The sequence below is a fragment of the Flavobacterium eburneipallidum genome (assembly GCF_027111355.2).
In the GTDB taxonomy this organism is placed as follows: domain Bacteria; phylum Bacteroidota; class Bacteroidia; order Flavobacteriales; family Flavobacteriaceae; genus Flavobacterium; species Flavobacterium eburneipallidum.
This window is the reverse complement of record NZ_CP114291.2, coordinates 974,283-989,324: the sequence shown is the minus strand read 5'-3', so window position 1 is coordinate 989,324 and position 15,042 is coordinate 974,283. Positions and strand designations below refer to the sequence as shown.

Here is a 15,042-nt window from a genome sequence, read left to right as displayed (position 1 = left end):
AAAATACTCACAGTTTTAAAACAAAAGTATAAATTTGAAAAGGCTAATTTATACTTTTGTTTCACACCTAAAACTTTTCTAAAAACTGTGAAGATCAAACTCTCAACACTATTTTTTTTTACAATGGTTTTCTTCGGAAATGCTCAATCCAAAGATTCGATTGCATTATTTAAAAAACAAGACACTATTAAATTCAAACAATTTATAGCTCCAGTTGCTCTGGTAACAGCTGGAACATTAATTTTAAATTCGGCTCTTAATGACGATTTGCAATCCAAAACCAATTCAACTTTTGGAAAAAATTTTCACACCAATGCGGATGATATACTACCGTTTGTCCCTGTTGCACAAATTTATTTTGGTAAAAAAATGGGATTAAAACCGAAAAATGATTTTCAGCACCAAACTATCAATATTTTTATTGCCAATGTCATGGCAGTATCTGTAACTGAAATTTTGAAACGCAGTTTTAAGGAACAAAGACCCGATCAATCGGACAATTTAAGTTTTCCATCTGGACATACTACAGTGGCTTTCACCAATGCGTCGCTACTATACTACGAGTATAAAGATTCTAATCTATGGTATGCAAGTAGTGGTTTTTTGTTTGCAACAGCTACTGGAATTCTCCGAATTGCTAATAACAAGCATTATACCTCCGATGTTCTTGCTGGTGCGGGAATAGGATTGGCTTCTGGATTGATTGTTTCGTATTGGCAACCTTTCAAATCATTATCAATAGGAAAAAAGAAAAAAACAACGGCTTTTGTTTATCCCCAAATTGGAAGTCAGATAGGAATGGGAGCCTTGATTCAACTAAATTAATTTGGACAAAGACCAAAAAAAACCTTGATTTCTCAAGGCTTTTTTGTTTTATTTAGAATGGCAAATCGTCTGGTTCTTCTTCGTTAATACTTGTTGCTGGTGGAAATGCAGCAGCTGCAGGCATTGGTGGTGGCGCTTGTTGAACTGGAGCTTCAGCTTGTAATTTTGCAATTCTCCAACCTTGGATGGTATTGAAATAAACAACTTCACCTTGATTATTAGTCCATTCTCGACCTCTTAAATTAATATCAATTTTTACGGCTTCTCCTACTTGATAATTATTCAATAATTCACATTTGTCTTGAACAAACTGAACTAAAATATGCTGTGGATATTGTTCATCTGTTGTTACAACAATATCTCTTTTTTTGAAACCTGCCGAACCAACTTCTTTGGTTTGATCAATCATTTTAATTTTTCCTGTAACTTCCATCTTAATTTAATTTATTTATATTGTTGTTATTCTGTTTCTATTTTATTGATAATAAGCACACTTAATAAAAACAAAAACTTCCTTTTCAGAAAATTTTGGTTTACAAATATATCATTTTCTTCATTAGCAGACAAACAATTAATAGAGTCAAATTCATCAAAAATCATCCTATTCTAAAAGTTTTTCAATTCACTAAAAATCATAATTTTCAAAGTCTAAACCAAGTCTAGAAAATAAGAATCGAATTATTTCGTTATATTTATGCCTCAAAAAGTAATAGTATGCAGTTTTCTAAAAGTAGAAACACCAGCCGTTGGATTATCGTTTTTATTTCTTTTTTTATTATTTCCTTAATTCTTTGGAACACTTATACTTTTTTCCAAATTTTCAAACAAGAAGAACGACTGAAAATGAATCTTTGGGCCAATGCGCAAAAAACATTAATCAATGCAGGAGAAAATACCGATTTGGAACTTCCGCTGGAGATTTTTAAAAACAACACCACCATTCCAATAATACTGACCGAGAACGATAGCATTATCAACACAGTAAATATTGACGAAGAAATTACTACCGACAATAAAAGAGCGAATTCCTTTTTATCAGGTTTAAAAAATGAAAATGAACCCATCGTAATTGAATATGTTCCCGGAAAATTTCAGAAATTATATTACGGCAACTCGGCTTTGCTCAACAAATTAAAGTATTACCCCATTGCTCTGGTACTCATCATTGTACTATTTGCTGGCTTGGTATATAATTTTTATAGAAGTACTAAAATGGCGACTCAAAACAAACTTTGGGCAGGAATGGCAAAGGAAACAGCACATCAAATTGGGACACCTCTTTCTTCGTTAATTGGTTGGGTCGAAATCCTAAAAGCCGATGATGTGGACGAAAGTACTATTGTGGAAATTGAAAAAGATATTGAGCGACTACAAACCATCACGGAACGCTTTTCGAAAATAGGTTCGGAACCCAAACTGGAAAACAAAGATATTATTGAAGAAACCCAACAATCGTATGACTATCTACAATCTCGATTTTCTAAACAGGTAACATTTTCTTTTCGTGCACCAAATGTTCCAATTACGGTTTTGATGAACCCCACTTTACACAGTTGGACTATTGAAAATCTCGTAAAAAATGCCATTGATGCCATGAAAGGTAAAGGAAATTTGGATTTGGAAATTACCCAAGAAGGCGATTTGGTAAAAATAAATATTTCTGATTCTGGAAAAGGAATTCCAAAAAACGAGTTCAAAACCGTTTTTGAACCTGGATTTACGACCAAAAAAAGAGGCTGGGGATTAGGACTTTCTTTAACCAAAAGGATTGTCGAAGAATACCACAAAGGAAAAATTAAAGTCTTGCATTCCGAAATTGGAAAAGGAACAACAATGCAAGTGAGTTTTAAGAAAATTGAATAAAAAAGAGGAGTATAAATGAAATTTCAGGACTTCTTTTTTATTACAAATTAGCTTGAATACTTTTGGCCAAAGCTTCAAATTCTTCTTTTTCCATAGAAACTTTTTTCAGAAAACGCATATCGTCCATTTCGTTGAGAGGAATCAAATGAACATGAGCATGAGGCACTTCGAGACCAACAACGGTCAAGCCTACTCTATTGCAAGGAACGGTTTTTTGGATAGCAGCTGCTATTTTTTTGGAAAACTGCATTAAGCCTAAATAAACCTCATCGTCCAAATCGAATAATTGGTCTGTTTCCTGTTTCGGAATACATAAAGTATGTCCTTTGGTATTAGGATTAATATCCAAAAAAGCAAAGAAATTTTCGTCCTCAGCTATTTTGTAGCAAGGAATTTCTCCGTTTATTATTTTGGTAAAAATGGTCATTTTAATGCGTTCATTATTTTGTTTAAAATTGTTTAAAGGTTTAAATTCTTAAACAACTTAAACCTTTAAACAATTTTTCTAACTCTTCAAAAAAATTAATCTCTAGAAATTTCTAATATTTCAAATTTCAAGACACCATTTGGCACGGTAATTTCAGCCACTTCGCCAACAGATTTCCCTAGTAAACCTCTACCAATTGGTGAGGTTACAGAAATCTTACCTGTTTTAAGATCGGCTTCACTTTCAGCAACAAGGGTGTATTTCAATTCCATTCCATTAGCTTGATTCTTAATTTTTACATTGGATAAAACTAATACTTTAGAAACATCTAAATGGGTTTCGTCAATCAATCTGGCGTTAGAATGTATTTCTTCCAGTTTGGCAATTCTCATTTCCAACATTCCTTGGGCTTCTTTGGCTGCGTCGTACTCGGCATTTTCAGACAAATCGCCTTTATCTCTTGCTTCTGCTATATCTGCGGATGCCTTTGGGCGCATCACACTTTTTAGATAGTCTAATTCTTCTCTTAATTTTTTTAATCCTTCTGCTGTGTAATAGGATACTGCACTCATAACTTCGTTGTTTATATAAAATAGAAAAAATCCCATCAGGACGGGATTTCTTTCCACAAAGATAGTATTATTTTCATTTATTCTATAAATATACGTTAAACATATCTATTCGAATGCTAAATAAATTAAATTTGTCACAATAATTTTTTTTAACCTATTTTCAATAATGAAAAAACACTTCTTACTTTTGCTTGTAATTCCCTTGCTTTTTGGCTGTACTGCAGATAAAGTCAATAACAATAATCCTTACTTGCCTAATTACAGTTTTAGTCTTAACATCAATTTGAGCTTGCCTGCCTATGCTGATCTTACCTATACTACTGGTTCTTTTTTTTATGAAAGCCAAGGTCTTCGTGGAATAATTATTTTTAATACTGGAACTGGTTATGTTGCTTTTGATGCTGCTTGTCCGAATCAGGCTTTGACTTCTTGCTCTAAAATGACTTTAACTAAAGGTGACATAAAAGTTATTTGTCCTTGTGACAATGCAGAATACAGTCTTTTTACTGGACAAAGTACTGGCAAACAATACCCGATGAAACAATATCGAGTGGAACAAAGCGGAACAATGCTACGAATTTATAATTAAAAACAAAAAAAATCCTGATGCTTCAAAACATCAGGATTTTTCGTTTTAAGTAAGAATGAATTTAAAATTTAAGCGTAAGTCCTGCTAAAAAGTTAGTTCCTGCTTGTGGATAATAACCCGCCCCTTCAACAGTTGTAATAGCTGGAGGATTAGAATAATCGTCATCATACGTATAAAAATACCCATTGCTTTCATATTTCAAATCAAAAATATTATTGAATAATGCTGTTATCACAATAGATTTGAAAATTTTATTGGGTTTAATTTCATACGAAACATTCAAATCGTTTACAAAGTAGTCTTTTAACTTTGAAACTTCTGAATCTATATTTCCCATAAATTGCTCGCCAACAAATTTAGACAGCAATGACAACTGCAAATTTTTGATTGGCATAAAGGTCAAACGATTTCCTGCAATTACATTAGGCGAAAAAGCAATATTGGTTTCCCCTAGGTTTTGCAAAACTCCGTCTCTAGCAAAATAAAAATCTTTATTTTTGTTTTGACTTAATGTAATATTTGGCTGTAAAAACCATTGTTCTGATATCTTCCATGTAGCATCCAATTCTAATCCTAATCTATAACTATCGCCACTATTGGTACGAATTGGACTTCCTACATCATTCAATCCACCTGTTAAAACCAATTGATCTTTGTATTTCATATAATACAAGTTCGAATTTACTTGGAATTTAGCTGATTTGTATCTCCAACCTAATTCAAAATCATTCAATTTTTCAGGCTTTACATTTCCTCCTTCATAATCGGTTCTATTCGGTTCACGATTGGCTCTGGCATACGAAAAATACAAAGCATTATTTGGATTAATATCAAAAGTAAGTCCAGCCTTTGGATTGAAAAAATTGAAATTATCGTCAACCAAACCTGTTTCCCAGCTATTGGCTTTGTAGGTTACATTTCGGTATTGCAAATCACCAAACAAACTTAAATTTTCCAACAATTGATAATTGGCTTTGGCAAAAACATTCCCATCCGTTTTGGTTGAAAAATCGTCGTAATAATGATCTCCTAACTCCGTTTGCGAAGCATATCTTGCCCAAATTACTTTACCAAAATGGTCGCCTTCGTATTTATTAAAGCCTCCTCCAAAAATAAAATCTAGTTTTCCATTTTTGTAATTGGCAGAAAATGTCGTTCCATAAAAATCATTATCCAACCATTTTTGACGAATCAAATCGGTTGTAGTTATAGCTCCAACGGCTTGCAAATTATAATCCGTCATATCCGCATCTTCTTTATAATTCTCATAAAACCCTTTTCCTTTGGTGTAATGAAAAGCTAAATTGGTGCTCCAATTATCGGATACTTTTTCGTTCCAATGCAATTGATAATGATCTTGATTGTAATTATCGGTTTCATTGTCATAAAAACGAGGATTTCCAGCTTCGTCAGTAAACATTCCTGCTGAATTAGCCGTTCTATCATCTGCTAATGTTATAGCATCAATTCCGTTCCAGGCCTGATACGTTTTTTGTGTACCTCCAAAAGCCAAAGCTTTAATTAAGGTGTTTTTTGCAACATAGGTTCCTTGTAAAAAATAAGATTTCATGTCTGAACTAGCCCTGTCGATATAGCCATCAGATTTTAGAGTCGATAAACGTCCTGCTATTTCAAAATGATCGTTCATTAGACCAGTACTGAATTTTACAGTGTTTTTGTTAGTATTAAAACTCCCGATTGAGCTTGAAATTTCGCCCGAACTTTTCTTGGAATAGGTATCGGTTAGCATGTTCAAACTGGCTCCAAAAGCACCCGATCCATTAGTAGAAGTTCCTACACCTCGTTGCAACTGAATACTTTGCAAAGAAGAAGCAAAGTCAGGCATATTAACCCAAAATGTACCTTGACTTTCAGAATCGTTGTACGGAATACCGTTGATGGTCACATTGACTCTAGTGGCATCGCTTCCACGCACCCGAATTCCTGAATAACCGATTCCATTTCCAGCATCCGAAGTAGTTACAACAGACGGCAAATAATTCATTAAAGTTGGAATGTCCTGACCTAGATTGCGTGGGGCTAATTCCTCTTTACTCAAGTTAGAAAAAGATACTGGCGTTTTTGAAGTAACCCGAACTGCCGAAACTAGAACCTCATCGAGTTGGTTGACCTTGGTGGTGTCTTTTGTTTTTTCTTGAGCAATAGAGAGAAAAGGCAAAAGGAAGGCAAAAGGCAATAAAAAAAAATTAAAATGCCTAAAATTGAAAATGCTAGATGATTTTCGTAATTTGTAATTTGTAATTTGTAATTGATAAAAAGTGTTCATCCGTAAATGGTTTACGAATAAAAGGGGGAATTATTCTTTTGTTAAATTAAAAAAAATGATTTGTTCCGATTTTCAGAATGACGTGCACTTCATCTTCAATCTTTTCCCTTAGCAGCATTACCTGCTCAGGTTCGTTGGGTATAATCTCAGCTCGTTATTTAGAGCACCCCTTTGAGACAGCGCAAAATTAATTATAAATTATGAATTATGAATTATGAATTCGTATAAATTTAAAAATCTGGTTTTCTGCGGGATTGTTTAATTTCCGAAATATTCTTTTTGTCTTTGATTCTTTTTCGAATAACCGATTTAGGAATTTTAGTAGCTTTTCTAATTTTTGGAATCACGAGTCCTGCTGCTATTATATCCAAAAAACGTTTGGTAACAATAGATTTGTTTTTAAGTTGGCTTCGATCTTCATCACAATTTAAAATTAGTATTTGTTCTGTGGTTAAGCGATTTCCAATTTTATTTTCTAACAATAGTTTTTCCTCGTCAGACAAAGCTTGAGAATTTTTCAAATCGAATGACAAAACTACTTTCGAGGAAACTTTGTTCACGTTTTGACCACCAGCTCCGCTACTGCGAACGGCTTTGAACTGTAATTCGGATATGATTTTATCAGTTTCCACTATTTTTTAAGCTGATGAGCAGGCTTCAATAAATCGTTAATGGTCTTCACTGGATTGAAGGTAATCAATGGCACTTCTACAAAAATGGTAATCCATTTTGCCATCGCTCCATTCCATAAACCTGGTAATTCATAACTTTTTAATGGTCGCCCGTTTTGATTTTTTTCGACAATAAAACCACTATTATGATCCACGAATTGTGTCAAATCAAATTTTTCGTTTTTATAATTTCGAATCCCACAAACTAAATCTACCGGATTGAAATGGGTTGCGCTAGCTAGAATTTTATTTTGTTTAGCGTTTTCGGTATCTACTTGTGAAGATTCTACAATTTGCAAAGAAATAGCTCCTTTTGGCTCTTGAACCCAAAATGGTCCTCCACCAGGTTCTCCTTCATTTTTAACCATTCCGCAAGCACGAATTGGTTTGTCTAAAATTCCTTTTAGATGACTAATTTTATTTTTTAAGGTATATTTCGAAAAGCCATCGATAAGCACTATGTTCAATTTATTTTTGGCAAATTCAACAATTTCCTCCAATCCCTCTTCAGTACTATTATCTATTTGGTTCAAATACTGAAAAACTTGTTGTTGTAATTCAATCAAAACGCCAGCTAACGCTTTTTTGTACAAAGAAATAGCTTCTAAATTATTCTGAATTACATTGTCAATATTCTTTATAAAAACAATATCTGCATCTAAATCATTCAAATTTTCGATTAATGCACCATGACCTCCAGGTCTGAAAAATAATTTGTCGTTTTTATCTCTAAAAGCTTTGTTTTTCATATCAACCGCAATGGTATCGGTGCTTTTATTTTGAAAAGAATAGCTAATATCAATCGTTGTTCCTGATTGCTCCTCGACTTTTGGTTTTACCGCCTCTACAATACTTTCAAATTGAGTTTGATGGGATTCTGATACCGTAAATTGCAAATTAGAACTTCCATTAGAATTAGCATAACTCACACATTCGTGCAAATGTTCCTCTACAGCTGTAGCAATATGTGTTTTGTATTTATGAAACGAAAGAACTCCTTTGGGCTTATTGGCAAAATCAAAATAATCCGAAGAAAGTAATGTTTTTATGAAGTAATACGTTTTATAATCTCTTTCTAATAATTTAAAATCAGGATAAATTTCTTTTAATTGCTTGTCAACCGCTTTATAGAAAGGAAATTTTTCTAAACCAACGATAAAAATGGATAAATCTAAATCTCTTTTTCGATTGATATATCCGTTGATACTTTCGTTTTCAATATCAAAATCATTCAAGAATTCATTCAAGAATTTAAACATTCTACTGGCTGCTCCTGAAGCAGGAACAAACTTAGTTAATTTCAAATTGGCTTTATTAGCATCAAAAAAATCGGCTTTTTGCTTGAAGTCATCATCTGAAAATTTTAAAATCCCGTTAGAAACCGTTGCAGGTTCTACAAGAACCGTTTTAGCAATTCCATTTTTAAAAATATTCAATTGTTTCTGAATATTATCCAAAGAAACGCCGTGTTCTTGGATTTGAACAAAATCCAAAGGAGCCATCTTTATTTGAATAGCTTTTTCAAGATCTTTGACAATAGCAATCGCTCTCTGAAGTCGTGTTTCTTGGTCTCCAGATAGCGTTATAAAAGGTTTATTAGTATCAATTAATTCTTGTTTGAATGCCTTAAAAACAGCTTCTCTTTGTTCAGGTTTGTCTCTCAAATCGTCCTTTTCCCAAGGCACATCAATATCAGTTAAAAAAATCAAATCGTATTTGTGCTTGCGAGCCGCTTTTTCTAAAATTGGATCACAAAAATTGTAATACACTTGCGAAAACACTTTGGTAACCATCAAATTGGTATCACAGAAAAGGAATTTATTTGCCGAATCAAGGCTGTTGTTTTCCAATTCATTTTGTCCGTAAGCTATAGGCAACATATCGTTAACATCACAAATTTTGCCTGTTCTATCCCATTTTTCTTGAAGATAATCTCTGGCGAATTCTGGAGTCCAAGTGGTATTAAAATGTTCTGCAAGTTGTTTTGCCAATGTAGTTTTTCCGGTAGATTCAGGTCCAAAAAGAGCAACTCTAATTACTGTAGATTGCTTTTGTTTAAGATTTTTTTCCATTCTAAATAGGCTGATACAGCTAAAATTGTAAATATTAAATATTGTAAGGACAACATCCCTAATCCTCGATAAGCATACAAAGGGGTAACAATTAAATCACCCAAAATCCAAAGTGTCCAATTCTCGATTTTTTTCTTGGCCATATACCACATTCCTGTAAAGAAAATACCCGACGAAATGATATCAATATAATTGTCAACTTTAATTTTGTAATCAAAAATAGTATAAATCCCGAAAACTACCACCATGGTAAGAAAAAATAAGGCAACTCCAATTATTTTTTCTTTGGTATTGGTTCTTGATATAGGAAATTCGTCGGTTTGATTTCCGTTTTTAACCCAGTAATACCAGCCATAAACACTCATTATGGCAAAATACCCATTGACCAACATATCACCTAAATAACCCGCAACATATAACAAATAAGTGGTAATTATTGTCGCTAATAAACCTGTAGGATAGACCCAAATATTTTCTTTTTTGGCAAACCAAACACTCAAAATACCAAACACAAAGACAATAAATTCTAAAACAATTTGGGTTGTTGAAGCATTTTTATAAGCGTCAAGAAAAAACTCTATCATTAAATTGAAGTATTAAAAAAATTAACATCGTTTTCAAAAGCTGTTCCAATGACTACCAAATCGGCACCTGCATCATACGCTTTTTGAATTCCATACAAATCTATAATTCCACCGCCAACAATTAAAGGGATTTCAATATTATTTGCTACTTTTTTTATCATTTCTAACGGAACTGCTTGTTTAGCTCCACTTCCAGCTTCGAGATAAATGAGCTTGTTGCCCAACATTTCGCCCGCTTGAGCAGTATGAACCACATAATTGATATTATTTCTGTCCAATGGTTTGGTTTGACTCACTCGTTCTACAGCGGTTTGAGTGCCACTTTCGATTAAAATATAGCCAGTTGAAATGACTTCTAAATCCATTTGATTGAGAATGGACACTGCATTGACTTGATGATCTATTAAATAATCTGGATTTCTTCCTGAAATAAGCGATAGGAACAAAATTCCATCGGCATGAGCAGAAATTTGAGATGGATTTCCAGGGAATAAAACTAGAGGTAAATCGATATTTTCTTTAAGTCGAATTATCAATTGGTCTAAAATATTATTTTCGACAGTACTTCCGCCAATAAAAATATGTGTAGCAGGAGATTGATTTATTTTTTCGATTAAAGTTTCGATTGTATTCAAATCGATTTTATCAGGGTCGAGAAGAATCGCAAGGAGTTTTTGGTTTTCGACTTTCGATTGTAGAATATGTTTATAGATATTTGTCATATTTTTAGCCACGGATGAAACGGATTTCACAGATTCATGCAGATTAATTTATTTTTCGAAAGCATAAACCAAAGTAAAGTTTTCTATCTCTTCAAAGCAAACAAAATCACTAAATAAAATGCACTTTTTAAAACACAAATATAACTAATAATGTGTTTTTTAAAATACAATTTTATATATATTTGTATTTTAAAAAACACATTATTATGGATTCACTTATCAAAAAGCACATCAACTTACTTACACAAACCGAATTGGGTTTTGAGCGGTATTTATTAAACAAACTTCCTTGGGATCAGCGTTTGCTTGGTGTAAAAGGCGGAAGAGGCGTGGGCAAAACCACACTCTTTCTGCAATACATCAAGAAACAATACGGTGTTTCGAACAAAGCCTTATATGTTTCGTTAGATGATTTGTATTTTACAGAACATGTATTGGGCGATGTGGTGGAAGATTTTGTCAATAAAGGTGGCGCGCATTTGTTTGTTGATGAAGTGCATAAATATCCCAACTGGTCTATAGAATTGAAGAATATTTATGATAATTATCCTCAATTAAAAGTCTCTTTTACAGGCTCGTCTTTGCTAGAAATTTTAAATGCTCGTGCCGATTTGAGTCGACGTGCTTTGGTTTTTGAGTTGCAGGGATTGTCGTTTCGGGAGTATTTAAAATTTAGACATCAAATAGATTTTCCAGCACTCCAATTAGATGAAATATTAGAAAATCATACCCAAATTGCTATAAACATGAACACTACTTTCAAGCCATTGGCTTTTTTTGAGGAATATTTACAAGTAGGCTATTATCCGTTTTATGAAGAGAACTCAATTTTTTACTACAAGCAATTGCAAGAAATTATCAATATGATTTTAGAAATCGAGTTGCCTTTATTACGCAAAACCGAAGTATCTATGCTGTTCAAAATTAAACAATTATTATATATCATAAGTCAATCCGTTCCGTTTAAACCCAATGTTACAGCATTAGCCAACAAGATTCAAGTAACGCGAAAAACAGTAATGGATACTTTGGTATATCTTTCGGATGCAGGGATTTTGAATTTGGTTTATAAAGATCAGTTTGGCGTAAGTTCTTTGCAAAAGCCAGAGAAAATATATTTAGAAAACACCAATTTTATTTATGCCTTGGGTAACGAAAACCCAAATGTTGGAAATATTAGAGAAACCTTTTTTTTGAATCAATTGCAACAGCAACATCGAATTAGTTATCCGGAGCGAGCCGATTTTGTAGTAAACGAAAAATATACTTTTGAAATAGGTGGAAAAAACAAAGATCAATCGCAAATTCTAGGCTTGAAAAATGCTTTTGTAGTTCAGGACCAAATTGCTTTTGGGGTAGAAAATACAATCCCGTTGTGGCTTTTCGGAATGTTATATTAAAAATCTGGAGCTTTCTAATGCTATAATTTTGGGGTCATCATCCTATTTTTCAAAGGCATAAACCAAAGTAAAGTTTTCTATCTCTTCAAAATAAATAGCAAATTCTTGTTTGGTATTTTCTATTTCAAGAAAGGCTACTGTTTCTTTTTCTCCAATTTCGAATGGTTTTACCTGAATATGATCTTTGAAACTGATTCCTTTTTCGTTTCGGATTTTGAAAATAGCTTCTTTGGCTCCCCATTTCACAGTTAATTTTTTGATATAATCTTGGGAATCGAAGCGCTGCAAACGATTTAACTCTTTTTCGTTTACAAATTTATCGGCAATTCGAATGATTTTATCCCGTTGTAATTCCATATCAATTCCAACCGTTTTGTCGCTGATAATAATGGCTGCAAAATTATGGGAATGGGTTATCGAAATATAGTTATGACAATCGAAATACGGCTTCCCAAATTCGTCATAATGCAAATCCTGATCGGTAAAACCTATTTCTTGAATCAGCATTCGTACACTCAAAAAAGCGCGTTGGTGAATTTCCGATTTCATACCGTTTAATCGAAGCCGGGTTTTTTCTTTCAAAACTACTTTCCCCAATAATTCTTCGAAAGATTCGGTTATTTCCCAAACTAGGATTCGGGTTGTAGAATTGAATTTTATGGTTTTATATAAAGGCATTTTTATTTTAGATTTCTGGCTTTAGACTTTAGATTTCAGATTTGGGCTTCAACTGTATTCAAAAAATTCCATTTTTGTTTGGTTTTTCTTAAATCAAAAATCCTAAATCGCTAATCTACAATCCAAAATACTTACGACTAGAACATTAAACATTTCACAAATAGTTGCGAATGCTTTTTAAATAATAAGTTATTGTGTAAATTTGCAAAAAATTTTAGAACTACAAATATACTATAAATGAGTACAACGACTACGCCTTATGTGGCTTTCAAAGTAAAAGACATTTCTCTAGCGGCTTGGGGAAGAAAAGAAATTGAATTGGCGGAAGCTGAAATGCCAGGTTTAATGGCGCTTCGTGCTGAATATAAAGACGAACAACCATTGAAAGGTGCTCGTATTGCTGGATGTCTGCACATGACCATCCAAACCGCAGTTTTGATCGAAACTTTAATTGCTCTTGGTGCAGAAGTTACTTGGTCTTCTTGTAACATTTTCTCAACTCAAGATCAGGCTGCTGCTGCAATTGCTGCTGCTGGAATCTCTGTTTACGCTTGGAAAGGTCTTGACGAAGAGTCTTTTGACTGGTGTATTGAGCAAACTTTATTCTTTGGTGAAGACAGAAAACCATTGAACATGATTTTGGATGATGGTGGAGATTTAACTAATATGGTTATTGACCGTTTCCCTGAATTGGTTCCTGGAATCAAAGGTCTTTCTGAAGAAACTACAACTGGAGTTCACAGATTATACGAAAGAGTAAAAGCTGGGACGTTACCAATGCCTGCTATCAACATTAATGACTCTGTTACTAAATCTAAATTTGACAACAAATACGGTTGTAAAGAATCTGCTGTAGATGCTGTACGTCGTGCAACTGACTTAATGTTGGCTGGAAAAAGAGTTATCGTTTGTGGATACGGTGATGTTGGAAAAGGAACTGCAGCTTCTTTTAGAGGTGCTGGTTCTATCGTAACCGTTACTGAAATCGATCCAATTTGTGCTTTACAAGCTGCAATGGACGGTTATGAAGTAAAGAAATTAAACACGGTTATTGCTACTGCTGATATCATCATTACAACTACAGGAAATAAAGACATCGTTCTTGGATCTCATTTCGAACAAATGAAAGACAAAACGGTTGTTTGTAACATCGGACACTTTGATAACGAAATTGATATGGCTTGGTTGAATAAAAACCACGGTGCATCAAAAATCGAAATCAAACCTCAAGTTGACAAATATAATATCAACGGAAATGACATCATCATTTTGGCTGAAGGCCGTTTGGTAAACCTTGGTTGTGCTACAGGTCATCCAAGTTTTGTAATGAGTAACTCATTTACTAACCAAACTTTAGCACAAATCGAATTGTGGAAAAACAGCGCTGCTTACAAAAATGACGTTTATATGTTACCTAAACATTTAGATGAAAAAGTGGCTGCTTTGCACTTGGCTAAATTAGGAGTTGAATTGGAAGTTTTACGTGAGGATCAGGCAGCTTATATTGGTGTTGAAGTTCAAGGTCCATACAAACCAGAATATTACAGATACTAGATTTATTCCAGATTTCTGAATTTAGATTTTAGATTATTAGAACCCTTGCAGCAATGTGAGGGTTTTTTGTTTGCAAAATATTTATTGAATAAAGAAAAACACACTACTGATTTATAGAACACAATTACCATAAAACTTGTGTCAATTTAACAGTAACTCATCCCTATAATCTCGTTATCACAATCACGAATTTTAAAAATTAATCAAAATATTTTTATATATTTTTTGAAATATAAGTATATTTTTGAGACCAAAACAAAACTATGAGAACACGCTTAATTCTAATCACAATATTAATATTACCTCTTTTTGTGAAAGCTCAAAATTTTGATCCATCAAAAATACAAAACCCTATATTTAATCCGTGGGGAAATCAACCACCAAAACTTCCAGAACCACCCACTATAAAACCTCTTTATAGAAATCGCATAGAAAATGCACAAGCTAAATTAGCCAATGAAGAACGGAAGCTAATAAAACTAGCAAGAAAAGCATGGGAAAAAGAAGCCGATTTAAAAACAGAAAAAGAAAATCTAAAGAATCTTGAAAACAACAATACTAATCATTCTCAAATCAAAAAATATAATAAGGAAATAGCTAAACTTGAAAACAAATTAAATAAAATAAAAATAGAAGTAGACTTAAAGTCAAAAAAAGTAGAAGATATGGAAAAAGCTATAGAAGCTGCTAAATTAAAAATAGAAGACAACTACTAATAGTATTGAAAATTACTATTTCAAGTTTACCGAATTTGTAAACAATATGTAGTGCAAAACCACCCCTCAAAAAAAGTGTTGT

At 33.1% G+C, this 15,042-nt stretch carries 15 protein-coding genes; 6 read left to right on the top strand and 9 right to left on the bottom strand.

Annotated features, from left to right (window positions below):
* The first annotated feature begins 87 nt into the window (after nt 1-87).
* Complete coding sequence (locus tag OZP15_RS04090) at nt 88-825, top strand: phosphatase PAP2 family protein (protein ID WP_281337091.1); 738 nt, start codon at nt 88-90, stop codon at nt 823-825.
* 52 nt (nt 826-877) lie between these two features.
* On the opposite strand, the gene OZP15_RS04085 is transcribed toward OZP15_RS04090, so the two are convergent.
* Entirely contained in the window at nt 878-1,258 is a 381-nt protein-coding gene (locus OZP15_RS04085) for a DUF3127 domain-containing protein (protein WP_281337090.1), read from the bottom strand.
* A 281-nt stretch (nt 1,259-1,539) separates the two neighbouring features.
* Between OZP15_RS04085 and OZP15_RS04080 the strand changes: the two genes are divergently transcribed.
* Nucleotides 1,540-2,688 (top strand): sensor histidine kinase, encoded by a 1,149-nt coding sequence (locus OZP15_RS04080; protein ID WP_281337089.1) that lies wholly within the window; start codon nt 1,540-1,542, stop codon nt 2,686-2,688.
* A gap of 40 nt (nt 2,689-2,728) precedes the next feature.
* Here OZP15_RS04080 and OZP15_RS04075 read toward each other — a convergent pair whose 3' ends face one another.
* Both OZP15_RS04075 and greA read right to left on the bottom strand, forming a co-directional pair.
* Nucleotides 2,729-3,115 (bottom strand): HIT family protein, encoded by a 387-nt coding sequence (locus OZP15_RS04075; RefSeq protein WP_269227225.1) that lies wholly within the window; start codon nt 3,113-3,115, stop codon nt 2,729-2,731.
* A 95-nt stretch (nt 3,116-3,210) separates the two neighbouring features.
* Complete coding sequence (greA, locus tag OZP15_RS04070) at nt 3,211-3,687, bottom strand: transcription elongation factor GreA (protein ID WP_269227224.1); 477 nt, start codon at nt 3,685-3,687, stop codon at nt 3,211-3,213.
* A 166-nt stretch (nt 3,688-3,853) separates the two neighbouring features.
* On the opposite strand from greA, the gene OZP15_RS04065 reads away from it, so the two are divergent.
* Nucleotides 3,854-4,276 (top strand): Rieske (2Fe-2S) protein, encoded by a 423-nt coding sequence (locus tag OZP15_RS04065; protein WP_281337088.1) that lies wholly within the window; start codon nt 3,854-3,856, stop codon nt 4,274-4,276.
* 61 nt (nt 4,277-4,337) lie between these two features.
* On the opposite strand, the gene OZP15_RS04060 is transcribed toward OZP15_RS04065, so the two are convergent.
* From OZP15_RS04060 to OZP15_RS04040, 5 genes are all read right to left on the bottom strand, one after another.
* Nucleotides 4,338-6,563 carry a TonB-dependent receptor gene (locus OZP15_RS04060; protein ID WP_281337087.1) on the bottom strand — a complete coding sequence of 742 codons (2,226 nt, stop codon included), beginning with the start codon at nt 6,561-6,563 and terminating at the stop codon, nt 4,338-4,340.
* A gap of 230 nt (nt 6,564-6,793) precedes the next feature.
* Complete coding sequence (arfB, locus tag OZP15_RS04055; RefSeq protein WP_269227222.1) at nt 6,794-7,195, bottom strand: alternative ribosome rescue aminoacyl-tRNA hydrolase ArfB; 402 nt, start codon at nt 7,193-7,195, stop codon at nt 6,794-6,796.
* Complete coding sequence (locus OZP15_RS04050; RefSeq protein WP_269227221.1) at nt 7,195-9,306, bottom strand: DUF4301 family protein; 2,112 nt, start codon at nt 9,304-9,306, stop codon at nt 7,195-7,197. Before OZP15_RS04050 ends, arfB begins: the two co-directional genes overlap by 1 nt.
* Nucleotides 9,270-9,890: a nicotinamide riboside transporter PnuC gene (gene pnuC, locus OZP15_RS04045; RefSeq protein ID WP_281337086.1), complete on the bottom strand. Its 621-nt coding sequence runs from the start codon at nt 9,888-9,890 to the stop codon at nt 9,270-9,272. The genes OZP15_RS04050 and pnuC overlap by 37 nt, the downstream gene beginning before the upstream one ends.
* A complete protein-coding gene (locus tag OZP15_RS04040) occupies nt 9,890-10,612 on the bottom strand; it encodes a phosphoglycerol geranylgeranyltransferase (RefSeq protein ID WP_269227219.1) in 723 nt (240 codons plus the stop codon). The genes pnuC and OZP15_RS04040 overlap by 1 nt, the downstream gene beginning before the upstream one ends.
* A gap of 206 nt (nt 10,613-10,818) precedes the next feature.
* Between OZP15_RS04040 and OZP15_RS04035 the strand changes: the two genes are divergently transcribed.
* Entirely contained in the window at nt 10,819-12,012 is a 1,194-nt protein-coding gene (locus OZP15_RS04035; protein ID WP_281337085.1) for an AAA family ATPase, read from the top strand.
* Between the two features lie 42 nt (nt 12,013-12,054).
* Here the strand turns inward: OZP15_RS04035 and OZP15_RS04030 are convergent, their stop codons facing one another.
* The gene (locus tag OZP15_RS04030) at nt 12,055-12,690 is read right to left on the bottom strand and encodes a 4'-phosphopantetheinyl transferase family protein (protein WP_269227216.1); all 636 of its coding nucleotides are present in this window, start codon (nt 12,688-12,690) and stop codon (nt 12,055-12,057) included.
* Between the two features lie 237 nt (nt 12,691-12,927).
* Here OZP15_RS04030 and ahcY point away from each other — a divergent pair, with 237 nt between their 5' ends.
* Together ahcY and OZP15_RS04020 are read left to right on the top strand one after the other, a co-directional pair.
* Nucleotides 12,928-14,244 (top strand): adenosylhomocysteinase, encoded by a 1,317-nt coding sequence (gene ahcY / locus OZP15_RS04025; RefSeq protein ID WP_281337084.1) that lies wholly within the window; start codon nt 12,928-12,930, stop codon nt 14,242-14,244.
* A 263-nt stretch (nt 14,245-14,507) separates the two neighbouring features.
* Nucleotides 14,508-14,960 (top strand): hypothetical protein, encoded by a 453-nt coding sequence (locus OZP15_RS04020; RefSeq protein WP_269227215.1) that lies wholly within the window; start codon nt 14,508-14,510, stop codon nt 14,958-14,960.
* Nucleotides 14,961-15,042 lie beyond the last annotated feature (82 nt).

Bases quoted from the DNA above. Each gene is read 5' to 3' on its own strand.
- OZP15_RS04050 (WP_269227221.1), bottom strand. From the start codon at position 9,306: ATGGAAAAAAATCTTAAACAAAAGCAATCTACAGTAATTAGAGTTGCT.
- OZP15_RS04075 (WP_269227225.1), bottom strand. From the start codon at position 3,115: ATGACCATTTTTACCAAAATAATAAACGGAGAAATTCCTTGCTACAAA.
- OZP15_RS04060 (WP_281337087.1), bottom strand. From the start codon at position 6,563: ATGAACACTTTTTATCAATTACAAATTACAAATTACAAATTACGAAAA.
- OZP15_RS04030 (WP_269227216.1), bottom strand. From the start codon at position 12,690: ATGCCTTTATATAAAACCATAAAATTCAATTCTACAACCCGAATCCTA.
- pnuC (WP_281337086.1), bottom strand. From the start codon at position 9,890: ATGATAGAGTTTTTTCTTGACGCTTATAAAAATGCTTCAACAACCCAA.
- OZP15_RS04065 (WP_281337088.1), top strand. From the start codon at position 3,854: ATGAAAAAACACTTCTTACTTTTGCTTGTAATTCCCTTGCTTTTTGGC.
- OZP15_RS04040 (WP_269227219.1), bottom strand. From the start codon at position 10,612: ATGACAAATATCTATAAACATATTCTACAATCGAAAGTCGAAAACCAA.
- OZP15_RS04085 (WP_281337090.1), bottom strand. From the start codon at position 1,258: ATGGAAGTTACAGGAAAAATTAAAATGATTGATCAAACCAAAGAAGTT.
- OZP15_RS04020 (WP_269227215.1), top strand. From the start codon at position 14,508: ATGAGAACACGCTTAATTCTAATCACAATATTAATATTACCTCTTTTT.
- OZP15_RS04035 (WP_281337085.1), top strand. From the start codon at position 10,819: ATGGATTCACTTATCAAAAAGCACATCAACTTACTTACACAAACCGAA.
- greA (WP_269227224.1), bottom strand. From the start codon at position 3,687: ATGAGTGCAGTATCCTATTACACAGCAGAAGGATTAAAAAAATTAAGA.
- OZP15_RS04080 (WP_281337089.1), top strand. From the start codon at position 1,540: ATGCAGTTTTCTAAAAGTAGAAACACCAGCCGTTGGATTATCGTTTTT.
- ahcY (WP_281337084.1), top strand. From the start codon at position 12,928: ATGAGTACAACGACTACGCCTTATGTGGCTTTCAAAGTAAAAGACATT.